Source organism: Glycomyces artemisiae (genome assembly GCF_003002955.1).
Lineage (GTDB): Bacteria > Actinomycetota > Actinomycetes > Mycobacteriales > Micromonosporaceae > Glycomyces > Glycomyces artemisiae.
This window is the reverse complement of record NZ_PVTJ01000002.1, coordinates 196,883-215,366: the sequence shown is the minus strand read 5'-3', so window position 1 is coordinate 215,366 and position 18,484 is coordinate 196,883. Positions and strand designations below refer to the sequence as shown.

The window sequence follows — 18,484 nt, the reverse complement described above, 5'->3', positions numbered from 1 at the left end:
ATGGTGCATTGCGGGTGTCGCAGCGGGGGATCTTAGACGAAGTGCGCATGAACGCTTGCGCGTTCATCGCGGCGTAACGAGGATGTGACGAATGAGCTCTAATCTCAGTCGCATCTTGGACAGCGTGGACCCCTTCATCGGTACAGCGGCTACTGATCTGCCCGCGGCGCAGGGGCTGGCCGCCGCTTGGTGGTGGCCGAAGGCCCAAGTGGGGAACACCCACCCCGGGGCGTGCTACCCGCTGGGGATGGTCTCGGCGTGCGCGTGCTCGGGCGCGTACCCGACCGGGTACGGCCTGTACGGCATCTCCAAGGAGGGCGCGCCCGAGGCGATGTACGACGAGTACCTCGCCAGCGGCTTCACCCACTTCCAGCAGTCCGGGACCGGTGCGATCCGCAAGTACTACAACTACTTCCGCGTCACCCCGATGGTCGAGCCGCTCGACTCGCTCGGGAACCGGTGGCGCCTCGCCGACGAGGAGGCCTCGCCCGGGTACTACGCCGCGACCCTGGCGAACGGGATCCGCTGCGAGCTGACCGTGGGCGCCAAGACCGCCGTCCACCGGTACACGTTCCCCGAGTCGTCGTCCTCGCGCGTCGTCATCGACTTCTCCTACGGCGGCCTCGCGATCGAGCACGGCACCACCGTGCCCCTCCGTGCCGGCATCGAGAGCCTCGGGCAGGGGTGCGCGCAGGGCACCGTCGTCATGGAGGGCATCCCGCTGTCGGTCTACATCGACACCGACGCGCCCGGCTGGCGCCAGCTCGTCTGGTACGACCGCCGCCGCGTCGACGGCGGCACCCGCCTCGACTTCGACTACATCCGCCGCACCACGCTGCGCCCGTTCGGCCTCATGTTCATGGGCCCCACCAGGGCCGGGCAGGTCGTGGAGATCCGCATGGGCTTCTCCATGCGCGGCACCGAGCAGGCGAAGCGGAACCTGGAGCAGGCCCTCCCCGGGCAGGCCGGGTTCGACGCGGCCCTGGCCGACACCCGCGACGCCTGGTCCGACTACTTCTCCCAGGTCGAGGTCCAGGGCGGCACGCCCGAGCGCCGGACCGTGTTCGCGACGAGCCTGTACCACTCGCTCATCAAGCCGTGCTTCGCGCAGGACGAGAGCCCGTTCTGGCCCTCCAAGGGCCCGTTCGTGTTCGACATCGCCACGATGTGGGACATGTACAAGACCCAGTTCCCGCTGCTCACGGCCCTGAACCCGGCCAAGGGCGCGGACATGCTGGAGGCGATCGTGCGCATCGCCGAGGAGGAGGGGAACCTCCCCATCGGGTACCGGATGGCCCGCGGCTCCGACCGGTTCTTCCGGCAGGCCTCCGCGCTCGCGCACACCGTGCTCGCCGACGGGTTCCAGCTCGGACTCGAAGGCCCCGAATGGGACTGGGCGCTCGTCCACATGCAGGACGACCTGCGGCGCGGCTACGGCGAGGACTACACCGAGCGCGGCGTCGTCCACCCGATCAGCCACACCCTCGACCTCGCCACCGGATACTGGTGCACCGCGATCCTCGCCCGCGGCCTCGGGGACCTCAAGCTCGCCGACGAGCTGGAGGCCAGGGCGAAGGGCTGGGTGAACGCGTTCGGCCCCGACGGGCTCCTGCGCGATTCGAGCTTCTACGAGGGCGGGCGCTGGAACTACTCGTTCCGGCTCCTCCACGACATGGCCTCCCGCATCACCCTCGCCGGGGGCGATCAGGAGTTCACGTCGATCCTCGACCGGTTCTTCGGGTTCGGGGCCGACCCGGTCGTGCAGCTCGGGGTGCCGCCGTTCGGCAGCGAGTTCGCGATGGGCCTGGACCTCGACCGGTTCGAGGGCCTGAACAACGAGCCCGACATGGAGGCCCCCTGGGCCTACCACTACGCCGGGCGGCCCGACCGGACCGCGGAGGTCGTGCACGCGGCCCTGTCGTACCAGTTCGGGACCGGCCGCGGCGGCCTCGTCGGCAACGACGACTCCGGGGCCCTGTCCTCGTGGTACGTGTGGGCCTCGCTCGGCCTGTTCCCCGTCGCCGGGCAGAACCTGTTCCTCGTCAACGCGCCCGCGTTCGCCGAAGCGCAGCTGCGCTTCGGCGGCAACGACTTCGAGCTGGTCACCACCGGGCACGCCGAGACCGGCATCGGCGAGGACGCGCACGGGACGGCCCCGCGGTACGTCCAGTCCGCGCGCTTCAACGGCAAGCCCCTCGACCAGAGCTTCATCACCGGCAACCAGCTGCACGGCGGCGGGCGCCTGGAGATCGAGCTCGGGCCCGAACCCTCCGACTGGGCGACGAAGACGCGCCCGCCGTCCGCCTCCGACCGTGCCGACCATGCTCGGGACGCCGGAGCCCGCTTCCAGGAGTTCCTACCGTGACCGAGCAGTCCCGCGGCCCGCAGCGCCGCCTCGTCATCGTCGTCCGCGCCGACCCGGTCGTGTGCGGCCACGCCACCGAGGCCCGCGGCCTCGCCGAAGTCGCCCTCACCCGCGGCTTCGACGACGTGCGGATCGTGACCTGGCCGATCGAGACGCTCAAGGCCGCGGGACTGCCGCTCAAACCGCTCGACGAACTCCTCCCCTACTCGGAGGGCATCACCGTCGAGCGGCCCGGACCCGTCGGGGACTACCGCGTCCCCGACGGGCGCCACCTCCTCGGCATGACCGGCCGCCTCGTCGAGCTGTTCACCGACGGCGTGCCGACCGTGTGCATGTCGATGTACCTGTCCCCCCACGCGAACGCCGTCGTCGACGCGCTCCGGTCGGTGCGCGCCGCAGGGCTCGAAGCGGACGTCACCACCATCGCCGAAGCGGTCGGCTCCGACATCACGAACGTCGTGCGCGGCTGCCTCGAACGCGGCGAGCTCGGCGCCGCCGCCGCCCTGTTCACCACCTACCTCGCCAACGACCGGTGCGTCGCGGTCTCCCAGTACACGAAGGACCTCATCGAAGCAGAAGCGGCGCAGGTCGACCTCGCCCTCGGCACCCGGTTCGCCGAGGAGGTCGCCGCGCGCGTCCAGGTCTCCTACCCGGCCGTCGACGCCGCCGCCTACACCGACCTCGACCCGGCGGCCGTCGACGCGGCGCTCGCCGCGCGCGGCCTCGCCCGCGACGGGTACGTGCTGTTCCTCTCCCGCGTCGCCGCCGCGAAAGGCGCCGACGACCTCATCGCCGCCTACCGCGACTCCGCCGCGGCGCAGACGCACCGGCTCGTCATCGCCGGGACCGGCCCGGCCCTCGCGGACACGAAGGCCCTCGCCACCGGGGACGACCGCATCGTGTTCCTCACCGACGTGAGCGACGAGGAGAAGCCGCTGCTCATGAACGGCTGCGCCGCCTACGCGCTGCCGTCGAAGCCGCGCCCCGAGTTCGTCGAGACCTTCGGCATCGCCCTCGTCGAGAAGCTGCTCGCCGGCGGCGGCCCCGTCATCACCACCGCCACCGGCGGCATCCCCGAAGCCGTGGGCGACCACGCCATCGAGGTCCCCGCCGCCGACCCGAAGGCCCTCGCCGCCGCGATCGACCTCGCCGTCTCGATGGACCCCGCCGAACGGGCCGACCGGGCCGAGCGCGCCCGCGCCCACGCGATGCGCTTCGACCGCACCGCCGTCTTCGACAACCTCTTCACCGGACTCACCGCCCCCGCCCGCATCGGCTGACCTGCACCGGCGCTTCACTGCGAAAAAACTTCGGGAAAATCCCGGACCGGCGGCAACCTTCGGGGCGTCCGCGGCGACTGTGAGACGGTGCGGCAACCCGGCTCCGCCGCACCGCACAGCTACCGGAGGGACGGGCCGCGATGTCCGCAACGACGTTCACCACCACCCCCGCCATGGCGCGCCGCCCGTAACGACTCCGCTGGTTCCACGGATGGGCTTCCTGCCATGGGAGATCGACAGGCGCGGGCACCGGGGGTGCCTGCGCCTGTCGTGCAACGGAACGTGAGGGGGTCACGGTCCTGCTGCTAGAATCGCCTCCCCGCATCGCGACCGGAAGGCCCCCGTTGGACGTCCCCGCTGCACTCGACGAGGACGCCTTCCGCGCCTTCTTCGAGCGGCACCACGCCGAGCTCGCGCGCTTCGCGTGGATGCTCGTCGGCGAGCGCACCGCCGCGGAGGACATCGCCGCCGACGCCATGCTCGCCGTGTGGCGCCAATGGGACCAGGCCCGCCGGGCCCGCTCGCAGATCGCCTACGCGCGCGGCATCGTCGCGAACCTCGCCAAGACCCGCATCCGCGCCGCCGTGCGCGAACGCCGCCGCAACACCCTCTTCTGGCAGAAGCCGACCGAAGCCGCCGAAGGCCCCGACACCGCCGCCGTCGTCGACGTGCGCGCCGCCCTCGACCGGCTCCCCATGCGCCGCCGCGCCTGCGTGGTCCTGCGCCACTCCCTCGGCCTGTCCGAGCGCGAGACCGCCGACGCCCTCGGCATCTCCGTCGGCACCGTCAAATCCCAGACCTCCAAAGGGCTCGCCGACCTGCGCCGCCTCCTCGGGCCCTCGCAGGACGGCCCCGCGTGGGCGCCCATCAGGAACGGGGTGGTGTCGTGAGCGAGGAACTGCCCGACAGGCTCCGCGTCCACGCCGAGGACTTCGAACCCGACACGGACCGCATGTGGAGCCGCGTCGCCGAAGGCATGCGCGCGCCCCGCGGCGCCGCCGCCGCACCCGAACGCGCGCGCTGGCGCGTCCCGCACCTGGCGCTGGCCACCGGCGCCGCCGTCGTCCTCATCGGCGGCGTCGTCCTGTTCGGACTCACCCAGGGGGTGCCGTCCGCGGACCCCGACCCGGCCCCGCCCGCCGCGGGCCCCGGCGCCCAGACCTCCGAAAGCGAAGCGGCGGAAGAGGACACGGGCGGCGAGACCACCCCCGAAGGGCCCTCCGGGTCCGGCAGCAGCGCCGAAGGCGACGACGGCACGCAGGAGCCCGAGGCCCCCGACTGGCTGCACTGCGAAGGGTCCCTCGACCCGAACAACTCCGACTACTGGACCCAGTCGGTCGTGAAGTTCCGCTCCGAGGAGGCCCTCACGGGCCTCGAAGTGGAGCTGCGCCTCGCCGAAGGCGAGGGCCTCGCCTACCTCGACTCGTGGACCACCGACGACAACCTCTTCACTGAAGCCGTCTACACCAGCGAGGACGGCTACGCGGTCCTGCGCTGGACGTTGAAGGACGGCGCGGTCGTCCCCGCCGGGAACGAGTACACGCTCGCGGGCCAGTTCGACCCCAACGGGGGTCCGCGCAGCGCCGACGGCGACGGCTTCACCGTCACCGCGACCGGCGAGGACGGCGAGACCGGCGTCCTCGAAGGCGGCTTCTAGGCGTTCCGGCAACCCCAGAGCGGTGCGGGGGCCGGGCGACCCGGCCCCCGCACCAGCCCCGGAAGGCCACGAGCTCGAACGTCGTCGCGTACGCGGTGCCGATCTGCACGCCGACGGGTTCAGACCGCGAGCACCTCGACGTCGTACTTGGGGATCACCGCGTCGCGCGTCACGAGCGCGGCGTTGTCGCACCGGGCCTGCGCGATGAGGAACCGGTCGAACGGATCGCGATGGATGTCGGGGAGGCGGCCTGCCGCGATCGCGTGGTTGTGCCGGACGGGGAGCTCCCGGAAGTCGCTGGATCGGACGGCCTCGGTGAAGTCGTCGGGCACCGGCAGCTTGCCGCGGGCGCGCTTCAGCTCGATTTCCAGCAGGCTGATCGGGCTGATGAACACTTCGAGCTCGTTGCGGAGCAGTTCCCGCATGTTCTCGGTGAACTGGTCGGTGTCGCCCCGGAACCACCAGAGCACTACGTGCGTGTCGAGGAGCAGGCGCACCGGTCAGACTTCCCAGTCTTCGGCGATGGACCGGTTCGTCTCCTCGGAGTCCCAGTCGCCGGGCAGCTCGAACCGGTCCTTGAACATCCCGAAGCTCGTCCGCTGCACGTGCTGTACCAGCGGCACGATCTTCGCGACCGGCTTCCCGGCCCGGTCGATGATGATCTCCTCGCCGCGTTCGACCCGTTCCACGATCTTCGACAGGTGGGTCTTCGCTTCGTGGATGTTGTATTCGTGAGCGAGCATGTCCACAGCAACCTCCTGGACTAAGTTAGTCCAGTCTAGCATCGGTCGAGGTGTCCGTGTCGGCATCACCTCAGCAGTCGCAGGAGACGCCGCTCGACGGGGCGGTCAGCGGGTCGGGGCGGCCGCGTTCGACGCCGGCGTCGGTGGCGACCGGGAGGCCCTCGCGCACCCAGTACTCGTAGCCGCCCATCATGTACTTCACCCGGTAGCCGAGCTTCGCGAACTCGACGGCCGCGCGGTAGGCGCCGTTGCAGCCGGGGCCCCAGCAGTACACGACCACGGGCTTGGAGGCGTCGACGAGTCCGCTTGCGCGCGCGGCGATCTCGTCGGTCGGCAGGTGCACGGCCCCGGGGACGCGGCCCTGGAACCAGGCGGCTGCGCCGCGGGTGTCGACGAGCGTGAAGCCGGGGTCCTCCAGGTCGGCGGCGGCGAACACGTCGGAGACGTCGGTGCTGAAGGTCAGCAGGCCGGTGAAGTGGGCGAGCGCGTCGGCGGGGGAGGCCGGGGGCACGCGCAGCGCGGCGTTCTCATTCGTTCCCATGCATCGAATGTACATGCCAATACAAAGATTTCTTTGCACTGGTACAAAGCGCGCCACCTGTCGGGGCGGGAGGTAGCGTTAGACGCCGAACCGCAACCGATGAGAGAGGGACGCAATCGTGGCTCCCACCGCACCCACGGTCGACCTCGTCCACGGCGCCGCCATGCCGCGCCTGGGCCTGGGCACCTGGCCCATGGACGACGCCGAGGCCGAGCGGGTGGTCGCCGAGGCGATCGGACTCGGCTACCGCCTCGTCGACACCGCCGAGAACTACCGCAACGAGCGCGGCGTCGGCCTGGGCCTCAAGGCCTCCGGCGTCGCCCGCGAGGACCTGTTCGTCACCACCAAGTTCAACCGCGAATGGCACGGCGTGGACCTCGCCGCCGAGGCCGCCGAGCGCGCGCTCGACCGCCTCGGCCTCGACTACCTCGACCTGCTGCTCATCCACTGGCCCAACCCGGACCACGGCAAATACGTCGAGGCCTGGCAGGGCCTCGCGCAGCTGCTCGAATCGGGCCGCGTCAAGGCGATCGGCACCTCGAACTTCAAGCCCGCGCACCTCGACCGGATCATCGACGCCACCGGGGTCGTGCCCGACGTCAACCAGATCCAGTTGAGCCCCTTCACGACCCGCGACGCCTCGCGCGAGTACGACGCCGCGAAGGGCATCGTCACCCAGTCCTGGTCCCCGATCGGCGGCGCGGGCGGCGAGGTCCGCAAGGACCCGCTCGTGACCGCGCTCGCCGAGAAGTACGGCAGGACGCCGGGGCAGATCGTGCTGCGCTGGCACCTGGAGCTCGGCCTGGCGGTGGCCGTGAAGTCCTCGAACGCCGAGCGCCTGGAGCAGAACCTCGACGTGTTCGGCTTCGAGCTGGACCCGGCCGACGTCGAGGCCCTGTCGGGCCTGGACCGCGGCGAGGCCGCGGCGGCCGACTCGGACCAGTTCGGGCACTAGGGAAGACGGAGACGGCGGCACCGGTCTCCGGTGCCGCCGTTCGCTGTTCCTAACTCCGGTTCGGGGACGAAGCGGAGCACGTCCCCGGGCTGGCAGTCGAGGACCCGGCAGATCGCTTCGAGCGTGGAGAACCGCACGGCCTTCGCGCGCCCGTTCTTGAGGACCGCGACGTTCGCGGGGCTGATCCCCACCGCCTCGGCGAACTCGCCCACGGACATGCCGCGCTTGGCGAGCAGCAGGTCGATGTCCACCGCGATGGCCATCAGATGACCTCGGCCATCTCGGTCTTCAGCTCGGTGGCCTTGCGCAGGAGCCCCCGCATGATGACCATGAGCATGGCGAACGAGCACCCGGCCCCGATGCACGAGGCCAGGCCGAGCATCGCGCCGAAGAAGACCATCTCGTCGATCCCGGGGTCGAGGGCGAAGAAGCACGCGGTCACCGCGAGCGAGAGGAGCACGCCCGCGAGCGCGGCGCCGATGATGACGTCGATCCAGCGGAACGCCTTGCGGCTGAAGATCGCGTCGCGGTCGATCATGCCGAGGAGCATCCAGCCCGCGACGAGCATGACCTGGACGCAGGCGACGCCGATGATCGAGGCGGCGGCGAGGATCGGAGCGAGGTCGTGGCCGTAGTCGCGCTGGAACTCCAGCATGCCCGAATTGGGGACGATCATGATCTGGCCGAAGAGGGAGGCGAGGAGGGCGGCGGCGATCGCGAGCCGCAGGATGAGGGTGAAGAACTGGTTCATGCATCGATTCTCGATCGGTATCTATCGAAAGTCAATAGATACCGATCGAGGAACGATGGATGACACGATTCCGGGAGTCCCGGCGCCGTCTCAGTCGTCGAGGAGCGTCAGGTCCATGCCGCGGATCCTCGCCGCGTCGGTGACGCCCTCCATGGCGGTGATCCGGCCGTCCTCGACGGTGAACACGAGGACCCGCGTGGGCAGGCCGGGGATCGAGGAGACCGCGCCGACCTTGCCGTCGACGAACACGAGCTGCGCCTGGGAGGCCATGGCCGCGAACGTCATCGCGCCGCCCGCGATGGTGGCCGCGCCGCGCAGGATGGTGCCGACCTCGGCCGCGTCGGTCCGGAGCGTCACGTCGGGGTCGAGCACCGACACGAGCGCGTCGAAGTCCCCCTCCTTCGCGGCGGACATGAACGCCTCCACGACCTGGCGCTGCCGGGCCGCGTCGCGGCGCTCCGGCTCGCCGAGGCCCCGCACCCGGTTGCGGGCCCGGCTTGCGAGCTTCCTTGCGGCCGTTGGTGTCCGGTCGACGATCTGGGCGATGTCGGTGAACGGGACGCCGAACATGTCGTGGAGGACGAACGCGAGCCGCTCGGCCGGTTCGAGGGTCTCCAGGACCACCAGCAGCGCCAGGCCCACCGAGTCGGCCATGACCGCCGCCGACTCCGGGTCGTCCGGCGCGGGGGCGAGGCCCGGCAGCGGGGCCGGCTCGGGCCCGGCCTCGGGGATGGGCTGCTCGGCGCGGGACTTCCTGCGCCGCAGCTGGTCCAGGCACACGCGCCCGACCACCGTGGTCAGCCACCCGGACAGGTTCTCGATGCGGTCGGCGTCGGAGGCGGCCAGGCGGAACCAGGCCTCCTGCACGGCGTCCTCGGCCTCGCCGGAGGAGCCGAGCATCCGGAACGCCACGGCCTCCAGCCGCGGGCGGTCCTCGTCGAAGCGGCGTGCGAGCCACTGGTCGTCGGTCATGTCCGGTCCCTTCCCCGAAGTGCGGTCACCGGTATGACGCAATCGTCGGCCCGGATGTGACCGCAGCACCGCCCGAGTGGCGGCGGTCACTATCGGCGGCCGGTCAGAAGTCCACGGGGTCGCGCACGATCGGGCAGGTCATGCAGTGCCCGCCGCCGCGCCCGCGGCCGAGTTCGGCGCCGACGATCGTGACGACCTCGATCCCGGCCTTGCGCAGCAGCGTGTTCGTCTGCGTGTTCCGGTCGTACGTCATGACCACGCCCGGCTCCAGCGCGACCGCGTTGTTCCCCGAGTCCCACTGCTGCCGTTCGGAGGCGTACACGTCGCCGCCGGTCTCGATGACGTGCAGGCCCGACAGGCCCAGCGCCGCCGCCACGATGTCGGTGAACGCGGCCGTGCCGTGGTCGACCAGCTCCAGGCCCGGCTCCCGGTCGGCCGGGTACAGCGAGAACGCGTGCACCGAGTCCATGATCTTCGGGTACAGGGTGACCACGTCGCGGTCGGCGAACGTGAACACCGTGTCCAGGTGCATCGCCGACCGCAGCTTCGGCATGCCCGCCACCACGACCCGCTGCGCCGCGCCGCGCGCGAACAGCGCCCGCGCCACCTGCGTGATCGCCTGCCGGGAGGTGCGCTCGCTCATGCCCATGAGCACCACGCCGTTCCCCACGGGCATGATGTCACCGCCCTCGAACGTCGCCTGCCCCCACTGCTCGTCCGGGTCGCCCCACCACACCGTCGAGCCCGTGAACTCCGGGTGGAACGTGTACACGGCCTTCATCAGCAGCGTCTCGTCGCGCCGCGCGGGCCAGTACAGCGGGTTCAGCGTGAGCCCGCCGAACAGCCAGCACGTGGTGTCCCGCGTGTAGAGCGTGTTCGGCAGCGGCGGCATCAGGTACTCGCGCACGCCCGTCGATTCGCGGGCGAGCGCGATGTACGGCGGCCGCAGGTCCTCGGGCAGGTCCGCGGTCGAGAGGCCGCCGATGAGGAACTCCGCGAGCGACGCGGGCGTCAGCGACTCCAGGTACGCGCGGGTCGGCTCGACCAGGCCGAGGCCCACCTCGTTCGGGGTGATCTTCCGGTCGAGGAGCCACGACCGGGCCGCGGGGTCGGCGACGGTGGCCGCGAGGAGGTCGTGCAGCTCCACGACCTCGACGCCCCTGGCCTGCATCTTGTTCACGAAGTCGAGGTGGTCGCGCTGGGCGTTCTCCACCCACATGACGTCGTCGAACAGCAGCCCGTCCGCGTTCGTCGGCGTCAGCCGCCGGTGCGCGAGGCCCGGCCGGCACACGAGGACCTTCCGCAGCCTGCCCACTTCGGAGTGGACGCCGTATCCGTTGGCCATGTGCTTCCCCTTTTAGATCGAGATCCAGCTGAGCGCGAGCGCGAGGACGCCGAGCGCGGCGCCCGCCACGGACACCGCGAGCAGCACCGCCTCACCCGGACTGAAGACGCGCCGCCCCTGCTCGCGGCGGGTCATGACGAACAGGATCGTCGCCGGGGCGTACACGATGAACGACACCAGCACGAACTTCAGGCCCGCCGCGAACAGCAGGAACGCCGTGTAGACGACCGCGAGCAGCGCGATCGGCACCGCCCCGCCGGTTCGCGAGCCCACGGCGCCGCGGTCCCGTCCCGTCGCCACCTTCACGGCGAACAGGGCCGCGAGCAGGAACGGGATGAGCGTCAACGCGCTCGTGAGGTCGAGCGCGAAGTTGAACGCGTCCTCCGAGAAGTACGTGACGACCAGGACCACCTGGCTCAGCGCCGTCGACAGCGCGAGCGCCGGGACCGGCACGTCCGCGGGCGTCGACCGCGCGAGGAACCGCGGCATGTCCTTGTCCTTCGCGGCGACGAACAGGACCTCGGCGGCCATGAGCGTCCACGCCAGGTACGCGCCGAGCACGGACACGATGAGCCCGATCGAGACGAACACCAGGCCCCACGTGCCGACCGCGTGCTCCAGGACGCCCGCCATGGACGGCTGGCGCAGCTCGGCGATCTCGTCCATCGGCATGATCCCGTAGGACACGATCGTGACCGACGCGAACACCGCGAACACCGACAGGAAGCCGGTGACGGTGGCGCGGCCGACGTCCTCGCGGCGCTTCGCGTGCCGCGAGTACACGCTCGCGCCCTCCACGCCGAGGAACACGAACACCGTCGCCAGCATCGTGCCTTTCACCTGGGAGAACAGGGAGCCGGCGTAGTCGGCGCCGCCCCAGTTCTCGGCGAGCGCGCGCGGGTCGAGGAAGAACAGCGCGAGGACCACGAACACCGCGATGGGGATGAGCTTCGCGACCGTCACGACCCGGTTGATGGCCGCGGCCTCCTTGACGCCGCGCTTGATGAGCAGGAAGAACCCCCACAGGCCCGCCGAGGAGAGGACGACTGCGAGGACCGTGTCGCCTTCGCCGAGGGCCGGGACGACCGCGCCCACCGTCGACATGATGAGGACCCAGTAGGTGACGTTGCCGACGCAGGCGCTGGCCCAGTACCCGAACGCGGAGAAGAAGCCGGGGTACTCGCCGAACCCGGCTTTGGCGTACGCGTAGACCCCGGCGTCGAGGTCGGGGCGGCGGACGGCGAGGTGCTGGAACACGAACGCGAGCATGAGCATGCCGGTCCCGGCGACGGCCCAGGAGATGAGCGCCCCGGCGATGCCGGTCTGCTGCGCGAAGCGGGCGGGGAGGGAGAAGACGCCGGCGCCGACCATGGAGCCGACGACCATCGCGGTCATGGTCCAGAACGTGAACTTCGCTGCGGGGCGGGCTTCGGCGGTGGCGGAGCTGGCGGCGGTGTCGTGCGCCATGGCGTCCTCGCTGCTCGGTCGGTCCGTGACGCCTGAATATAACTCCCGAATGGAGCGGGAAGCGGCGATTCGCACCGATCCCGGGTTGGCGCGGGCCCCGTTCGGGTACCCGGACGGTCCCCCCAAGAAGGGGCCAGACGGAAGGAGCGGACATGGACGTCTCAGAGCACAAGCCGGACCGCATCGTCGTCGGCGTCGACGGCTCGGCCCCGTCGCAGCGCGCGCTCGAATGGGCGCTGCGCGAGGCCGCGCTCACAGGCGCGGAGCTGGAGGCGGTGCACGCGTGGGAGGTGCCCGCCGCGTACGGCACGGGCATGGTGATGACGCTCCCCAGCAACGAGGAGTTCGAGTCCGCCGCGAAGCAGGTCCTCAGCCGCGCGGTCGACCAGGCCGCGGGCGCCGACCCGGGCGTGGTGATCGTGCAGAACTCGGTCGCCGGGCACCCGGCGCGGGTCCTCATGGACGCCGCCGAGGGCGCGTCGCTGCTCGTCGTGGGCTCGCGCGGGCACGGCGGGTTCGTGGGGACGCTCGTCGGCTCGGTCAGCCAGTACTGCGTCTCGCACGCGCCGTGCCCGGTCGTCGTGGTGCGCGACCTGTCCGAGAAGGACTAGGTCTGCTCAAGGTCAGGGCCGAGTGCGGCCCTGACCTTGACCGTTTACGACTGTGCACCATTTACGACTGTGTGCCGTCGGCAGGCCTGTAGGCGAACCGCCGCAGAACCGAGCCGGTCCCGGCGGCGCCGACGCCGAGCATCCGGCCGGTGAAGCCGGTCGCGACCTCGGTCGACAGGTAGCGGCCGTCGAGGCGCGCGAGCTCGGCGCCGTCGGCGGTGAGCACGAGGTCGTCGGGGCCGTACGCGGTCATCGTCTCGGCCTCGCACTCGACCGCCGCGATCCGCAGGACCGCCTCGGGACCGGCCGCGACCGACCCGAGCTCGGCGGTGACCCCGCCGATCCGGGCCTCCGCAGTGACGCGGCCCTCGGCGTAGACCAGGCCGTACCGGTGCCGGTCGTCGATGCGGACCTCGAACCGGCCCGAGCCGGCGAACGCCGCTTCGGCCTCCCAGCGGAGGTCCTTGACGCGCACGCACAGCAGCCCGGGTGAGCCGTCGGCCGGGTCGCGCAGGTCGAGGCCGCCGCCGTCGCGGACCGTCGCGATCTTGCCCGGCTCGCTCGCGGGCGCGACCCAGCGCAGGCCGAGCCTGCCGGCCGTGAACTCGTCGGTGAAACCGGTCGGGTCGGGCGCGAACTCGTAGCGGTCCTCGTCGAACACCGGCCAGCCGTCGACCCAGTCGACCCCCGCGAGGAACGTCTCGCGGCCGAGCACGTGGAACGAGGGCGTGAACCCGCCGGGGCGAACCGCCAGGTACACGGCGGCCCAGTCGCCGTCGGCGGTCTCGACGAGGTCGGCGTGGCCGGTGTTCTGCACCGGGTGCGGAGTGGAGCGGTGGGTGAGGACCGGGTTGCGCGGGCACGGCTCGTACGGGCCCTCGGGGCGGTCGGCGCGCGCGATCGTCACGGAGTGGCCGCGCTCGGTCCCGCCCTCGGCGAGCAGCAGGTACCAGCGGTCGCCGATGCGGTACAGGTGCGGCGCTTCGGGATACGCGAGGCCCGAGCCCTCCCACACCCGGTACGGGGGCTCCTCGAACCCGCCGGTCTTCATGTCGAGGCGGCCCTGCCAGATGCCGTTCGCGCTGCGGCCGCCGTCGTCGGTGCGGACGGCGCCGGTCCAGGTGAGGTAGCAGGTGCCGTCCTCGTCCCAGGCCAGATCGGGGTCGATCCCGGCGGCCTGCGGCACGAACACCGGGTCGCTCCACACCAGGTTCGCATGGTCGGTATCGGACACGAGCTCGGCCGAGACGATGGTCTGCCCCATGTCGTGGCCGACGTTCGTGGTCACGAAGTACAGGCGGCCGTCGTGGTGGCGCAGCGTCGACCCGTAGATCCCGCCCGACGGGCGGCCGTCCCCGCGCAGGAACTGGCCCCGCCGGTCGAGGATGTTCCCGATCTGCCGCCACGACACGAGGTCCCGGCTGTGGAACAGCGGCGCCCCCGGGAAGTACTCGAAGCTCGAATGCGCCAGGTAGTAGTCCTCGCCCACCCGGCACACCGTCGGGTCGGGGTGGAAACCGGAGACGATCGGATGCACGGCTGCGGACACGCGGGGAGTGCTCATGCGACTAAGTTTAGTCGATAAACTTTCTGATCCCGCTTCAGCTCCCCTTCAGGTACCCCCGGCTAAGTTTGAAACCGGGGGCCCTCCCCAAGGCGTCAAGCCGCGGCATGCCCTGCTCAGGCCGCGGCGTGCTGGACGCCCCACTGGGCCGCGTAGCGGCCCGAGGCGGCGAGGAGTTCGGCGTGGGTGCCCTGCTCGGCGATGCGGCCGTGCTCCAGGACCACGATCACGTCCGCCGAGCGGATCGTGCTCAGCCGGTGCGCGACCACCAGGGTCGTGCGGTCCCGCATGAGCGTCTCCAGCGCGCCCTGGATGTGCCGCTCCGACTCCGAGTCGAGCGCGCTCGTCGCCTCGTCGAGGAACAGGATGCGCGGGTCGCGGATGAGGGCCCGCGCGATCGACAGGCGCTGGCGCTGCCCGCCCGAGAGGCGCGCGCCCCGCTCGCCGACGACCGTGTCCCAGCCGTGCGGCAGGGCCTCCACGAATTCGAGCGCGTTCGCGTCGCGCAGCGCCGCCCGCACGCGTTCATCTTCGATCGGGCCGAGCCCGTACGTGATGTTGTCGCGCACCGACCCCTCGAACAGGACCGAGTCCTGCGGCACTACCGACACGTGCCGCCGCACCGACCGCATGTCGAGGCCCTCCATGTCCGCGCCGTCGACGAGCACCGCGCCCGCCTCCGGCCGGATCAGGCCGAGCACCGTGTTCATGAGCGTCGACTTCCCCGACCCCGACGGCCCCACGAACGCCACCGTATTCCCCGGCTCGACCACCAGGTCCACGCCGTCCAGCGCCGGGCGCCCCGAATCGGGGTAGCGCACCGAGACGCCGCGCAGCTCTACCCGGCCCTCGACCGCGTCCACGGACCGGCCTTCGTTGCGCTCGATGTCGGGGTCCTGGAGGACCTCCGCGATCGACCGCACCGACTCCGTGCCGCGCGCCGTCACCGGCACCAGGTTCAGGACCGAGCCCACCGACCCGGTCAGCATCGAGAAGTACGTGCCGAGCAGCACGACCTGCCCGGCCGAGATCGGCGCCCACCCCAGCAGTGCGACCGCCGCGGCCAGCAGCAGGCACCCGACCGACAGCAGCTGCATGGTCACCCAGCTCGCGGCGCCGAAGCGGCCGTTGACGACGTCGAGGCGCAGCCCGCGGTGCCGCACCTCGTCGGCGACCCGCGAGACCCGCTCGGCCGCGATGTGCTCCAGGCCGTGCGCGCGGGTGATCGGCATGAGCGCCGCCATCTCCCCGACGCGCGCCGAGAACACCTCCATCTCCTTGCGGAACTCCTGGTTGCGCTCCTGCGTGCGGCGGCGCGTGAACCACCAGACGCCGAACCCGCACGGCAGCGACAGCGCGAACACCGGCAGGAACTGCGGCACCGACAGCGCCGTCATCGTGATCGCGCCCGCGAACACGAACACCGCCTGGAGGAACGGCCCGCCCGACTGGGAGAGCATGAGCTCGACGTTCTCGACGTCGCGCACGACCTTGCTCTGGATGATCGACGCGTTCGACCGGGAGTGGAACCCGATCGACAACAGCTGGAGCCGCGCCGCGAGCGCGTTGCGCAGGTCGGCGCCGAGCGAGCGCACGACGCCCATGTACAGGCCCGTGAACCACACGTGCGTGAACACGTTCTGGAACACGAGGACGGCCGCGCCGAGCGCGAGCCAGCCGAGGTCCGAGACCGGCCCGCCGCCGACGACCGCGTCGACCGCGGCGCCGGTGATGACCGGCAGCAGCCACACCGGGCTGTCCTTGACGATGAAGACGGCGACGGCCGCGGCGAGGCGCCCCCGCCGCGGCTTGAGGGTCCGCGCGAGCGACGCGATCGGGTGCTTGCCGTCGAGGGTGATGGAGTCCATCAGGAATGCCCCGGATTCGGTTCGAGGGAAAGGGTCTGCGCCGGTTCGGTTGCGCCGCAGCAGGGCTCGGGGACTGGATGGGGAAGGGGGCCGCGGACGCCCCCGCGGCCGTCCGGCCCCGGGGGATCACCGCCGACCATCGTAGCCCCGCCGCGGGCCCGGACGCCCCGGCATTTTTAGTGGCACAGCGGCCGGAACGGGACGACAATCGAGGTGTGATCTGCGGCAACGCCGTCCACCGGCAGGCGTCCCCCGTTCGCGGCTCCAGGTCGGCGGGGCCGCTCAGCGGGGTATCGTGCATCGGTCGGACACGACCGCGGACGCCCGCCCGCGCGTGCCCGCCGACCGACCGCCCGACAGGAAGTGACCGCAAGTGACCGCCGCCGGCAGCGCGGGTCAGCCCGGACCCGCAACCGACACCGCGCCCCAGCCCGGGCACGGCGTCCGGGACGCCACGCGCCTCGCGCTCGTCGTCGGCGCCCTCGGCGTCGTCTTCGGCGACATCGGCACCAGCCCGATCTACGCGCTCCAGACCGTGTTCAACCCCGCCGACCCGCACCCGGTGCCCGTGGCCCCCGAGAGCATCTACGGCGTCGTGTCCCTCATGTTCTGGTCCATGGTCATCATCGTCACGGTGACGTACGTGCTCCTGGCGATGCGCATCGACAACGACGGCGAGGGCGGCATCATGGCCCTCATCACCCTGCTCCACAAGTGGAAGCAGGGGCGCGGGCGCCGCGCCGCGCTCACCCTCGCCGCGCTCGGCATCTTCGGGGCGTCCCTGTTCCTCGGCGACTCGATGATCACGCCCGCGATCTCCGTGCTCTCCGCCATCGAGGGCATCGAAGTCGTCGAACCGCGCCTCGACAGCCTCGTCATCCCCCTCACCGCGCTCATCATCGTGGTGCTGTTCCTCGTGCAGCGCAAGGGCACCGCCGTCGTCGGCCGGGCCTTCGGACCGGTCATGATCGTGTGGTTCGGCGTGCTCGCCGTCCTCGGCATCCGCGGGATCGGCGGGCACCCCGAGATCCTCAAGGCCCTCTCGCCCTACTACGCGGCGCACTTCCTGTTCGACCACTTCCACATCGCGTTCTTCGCGCTCGCCGCGATCGTGCTGTGCGTGACCGGCGCCGAAGCGCTGTACGCCGACATGGGCCACTTCGGCCGCCCCGCGATCACCAAGGCGTGGCTCATCCTCGTCTTCCCCGCGCTCCTGCTCAACTACATGGGCCAGGGCGCGATGATCCTGGAGGACGGCGCCGCCGTCTCCGGCCCGTTCTTCCTCCTCGCCCCCGGCTGGGCCCGCCTGCCGCTGCTGCTCCTCGCCACGGCGGCCACGATCATCGCCGCGCAGGCGGTCATCACCGGCGCCTACTCCGTCGCCGCCCAGGCGTCGCGCCTCGGGTACCTGCCGCGCCTGCGCATCGACCACACCTCCGCGGAGCAGTACGGCCAGATCTACGTGCCGTGGATCAACTGGCTGCTCATGGTCTCGGTGCTCACCCTCGTGTTCGCGTTCCGGTCCTCCCACGCGCTCGCGTACGCGTACGGCATGGCCGTCATGGGGACGATCACGATCATGACGCTCCTGTTCCTGTACATCGCGAAGTCGCGCTGGCAGCTGCCGCTGTGGCTGGTCGTCGGCGGCGGGGCGGTCCTCATCGGGTTCGACCTGCTGTTCCTGGCCGCGAACTTCACGAAGCTCGTCCACGGCGCGTGGCTGCCGCTGCTCATCGGGCTCGCCGCGTTCACCGTCATGGTCACGTGGCAGAAGGGCCGCGCGATCGTCACCGCCGAGCGCGAGCGCCGCGAGGGCCCGCTGCGGGCGTGCGTCAAGCAGCTGCGCGCCGAGCTGCCGAAGACGAACTGCGTGAGCGGCACGGCCGTGTTCCTCAACCGCGGGAAGCTCACCACGCCGCTGGCGCTGCGCGCCAACATGGAGCACAACCACGTGCGGCACAAGCAGATCGTCATCGCCTCGATCGAGACGCAGCCGGTCCCGCGCGTCGGCGACGAAGACCGCGTCAAGGAGGACTTCCTCGGCTTCGCCGACGACGGCATCGTCTACGTGCAGATCCGCTTCGGGTACATGGAGGTCCAGGACGTGCCGCGCGCGCTCGCGCAGCTCGACCGCGCCGGGCACGGCGGGCGGCTGCACATCGGGGACGCCTCGTACTTCCTGTCGACGATCCACCTGCACGCGAGCGAGCAGCCGACGATGGCGCAGTGGCGCAAGCACCTGTTCATCGCCACCTCGCGGATCACCGCCGACGCCGCCGACCACTTCCGGCTCCCGCGCGAGCGCACGATCATCATGGGGTCCCAGATCGAAGTCTGATCCGCCACACGCGTGGACGCGGCGTCC

Annotated in this window: 17 protein-coding genes; 7 read left to right on the top strand and 10 right to left on the bottom strand. The window is 71.3% G+C overall.

Features of this window, described 5'->3' with window-relative positions; genetic code table 11:
- Nucleotides 1-91: 91 nt before the first annotated feature.
- From B0I28_RS05520 to B0I28_RS05505, 4 genes are all read left to right on the top strand, one after another.
- Entirely contained in the window at nt 92-2,365 is a 2,274-nt protein-coding gene (locus B0I28_RS05520) for a glycoside hydrolase domain-containing protein (RefSeq protein WP_106362815.1), read from the top strand.
- A complete protein-coding gene (locus B0I28_RS05515) occupies nt 2,362-3,645 on the top strand; it encodes a glycosyltransferase (protein WP_106362814.1) in 1,284 nt (427 codons plus the stop codon). Before B0I28_RS05520 ends, B0I28_RS05515 begins: the two co-directional genes overlap by 4 nt.
- Nucleotides 3,646-3,989: 344 nt before the next feature.
- Nucleotides 3,990-4,535, top strand: coding sequence for a SigE family RNA polymerase sigma factor (locus B0I28_RS05510; RefSeq protein WP_106362813.1), 546 nt, complete (start codon nt 3,990-3,992; stop codon nt 4,533-4,535).
- On the top strand, nt 4,532-5,302 hold the full coding sequence (locus B0I28_RS05505; protein ID WP_106362812.1) for a hypothetical protein: 771 nt from the start codon (nt 4,532-4,534) through the stop codon (nt 5,300-5,302). The genes B0I28_RS05510 and B0I28_RS05505 overlap by 4 nt, the downstream gene beginning before the upstream one ends.
- 119 nt (nt 5,303-5,421) lie before the next feature.
- On the opposite strand, the gene B0I28_RS05500 is transcribed toward B0I28_RS05505, so the two are convergent.
- The 3 genes from B0I28_RS05500 to B0I28_RS05490 all read right to left on the bottom strand — a co-directional run bounded on the left by B0I28_RS05500 (nt 5,422) and on the right by B0I28_RS05490 (nt 6,586).
- On the bottom strand, nt 5,422-5,799 hold the full coding sequence (locus tag B0I28_RS05500; protein WP_106362811.1) for a type II toxin-antitoxin system VapC family toxin: 378 nt from the start codon (nt 5,797-5,799) through the stop codon (nt 5,422-5,424).
- A 3-nt stretch (nt 5,800-5,802) separates the two neighbouring features.
- Nucleotides 5,803-6,051: a type II toxin-antitoxin system Phd/YefM family antitoxin gene (locus B0I28_RS05495; RefSeq protein ID WP_425433428.1), complete on the bottom strand. Its 249-nt coding sequence runs from the start codon at nt 6,049-6,051 to the stop codon at nt 5,803-5,805.
- 64 nt (nt 6,052-6,115) lie between these two features.
- Nucleotides 6,116-6,586, bottom strand: coding sequence for a rhodanese-like domain-containing protein (locus tag B0I28_RS05490; protein WP_106362810.1), 471 nt, complete (start codon nt 6,584-6,586; stop codon nt 6,116-6,118).
- 163 nt (nt 6,587-6,749) lie between these two features.
- Between B0I28_RS05490 and B0I28_RS05485 the strand changes: the two genes are divergently transcribed.
- On the top strand, nt 6,750-7,541 hold the full coding sequence (locus tag B0I28_RS05485) for an aldo/keto reductase (RefSeq protein WP_106363401.1): 792 nt from the start codon (nt 6,750-6,752) through the stop codon (nt 7,539-7,541).
- Here the strand turns inward: B0I28_RS05485 and B0I28_RS05480 are convergent.
- The 5 genes from B0I28_RS05480 to B0I28_RS05460 form a co-directional block, all read right to left on the bottom strand.
- Nucleotides 7,538-7,804 (bottom strand): helix-turn-helix domain-containing protein, encoded by a 267-nt coding sequence (locus tag B0I28_RS05480; RefSeq protein ID WP_106362809.1) that lies wholly within the window; start codon nt 7,802-7,804, stop codon nt 7,538-7,540. The genes B0I28_RS05485 and B0I28_RS05480 overlap by 4 nt on opposite strands.
- The gene (locus B0I28_RS05475; protein WP_106362808.1) at nt 7,804-8,292 is read right to left on the bottom strand and encodes a DUF2975 domain-containing protein; all 489 of its coding nucleotides are present in this window, start codon (nt 8,290-8,292) and stop codon (nt 7,804-7,806) included. The genes B0I28_RS05480 and B0I28_RS05475 overlap by 1 nt, the downstream gene beginning before the upstream one ends.
- A 90-nt stretch (nt 8,293-8,382) precedes the next feature.
- Nucleotides 8,383-9,264, bottom strand: coding sequence for a sigma-70 family RNA polymerase sigma factor (locus B0I28_RS05470; RefSeq protein WP_106362807.1), 882 nt, complete (start codon nt 9,262-9,264; stop codon nt 8,383-8,385).
- A gap of 103 nt (nt 9,265-9,367) precedes the next feature.
- Nucleotides 9,368-10,609, bottom strand: coding sequence for an arginine deiminase (locus tag B0I28_RS05465; RefSeq protein ID WP_106362806.1), 1,242 nt, complete (start codon nt 10,607-10,609; stop codon nt 9,368-9,370).
- Nucleotides 10,610-10,621: 12 nt separating this feature from the next.
- Complete coding sequence (locus B0I28_RS05460; RefSeq protein WP_106362805.1) at nt 10,622-12,076, bottom strand: basic amino acid/polyamine antiporter; 1,455 nt, start codon at nt 12,074-12,076, stop codon at nt 10,622-10,624.
- A 152-nt stretch (nt 12,077-12,228) separates the two neighbouring features.
- On the opposite strand from B0I28_RS05460, the gene B0I28_RS05455 reads away from it, so the two are divergent.
- Nucleotides 12,229-12,687, top strand: a complete 459-nt coding sequence (locus B0I28_RS05455) for a universal stress protein (protein WP_106362804.1) — start codon at nt 12,229-12,231, stop codon at nt 12,685-12,687.
- Nucleotides 12,688-12,748: 61 nt separating this feature from the next.
- Here B0I28_RS05455 and B0I28_RS05450 read toward each other — a convergent pair whose 3' ends face one another.
- Nucleotides 12,749-14,251 carry a glycoside hydrolase family 43 protein gene (locus B0I28_RS05450; RefSeq protein ID WP_106362803.1) on the bottom strand — a complete coding sequence of 501 codons (1,503 nt, stop codon included), beginning with the start codon at nt 14,249-14,251 and terminating at the stop codon, nt 12,749-12,751.
- A gap of 116 nt (nt 14,252-14,367) precedes the next feature.
- On the bottom strand, nt 14,368-16,119 hold the full coding sequence (locus tag B0I28_RS05445) for an ABC transporter ATP-binding protein (RefSeq protein ID WP_106362802.1): 1,752 nt from the start codon (nt 16,117-16,119) through the stop codon (nt 14,368-14,370).
- Nucleotides 16,120-16,492: 373 nt separating this feature from the next.
- On the opposite strand from B0I28_RS05445, the gene B0I28_RS05440 reads away from it, so the two are divergent.
- Entirely contained in the window at nt 16,493-18,457 is a 1,965-nt protein-coding gene (locus tag B0I28_RS05440; protein WP_106362801.1) for a potassium transporter Kup, read from the top strand.
- The last annotated feature ends 27 nt before the right edge of the window (nt 18,458-18,484 follow it).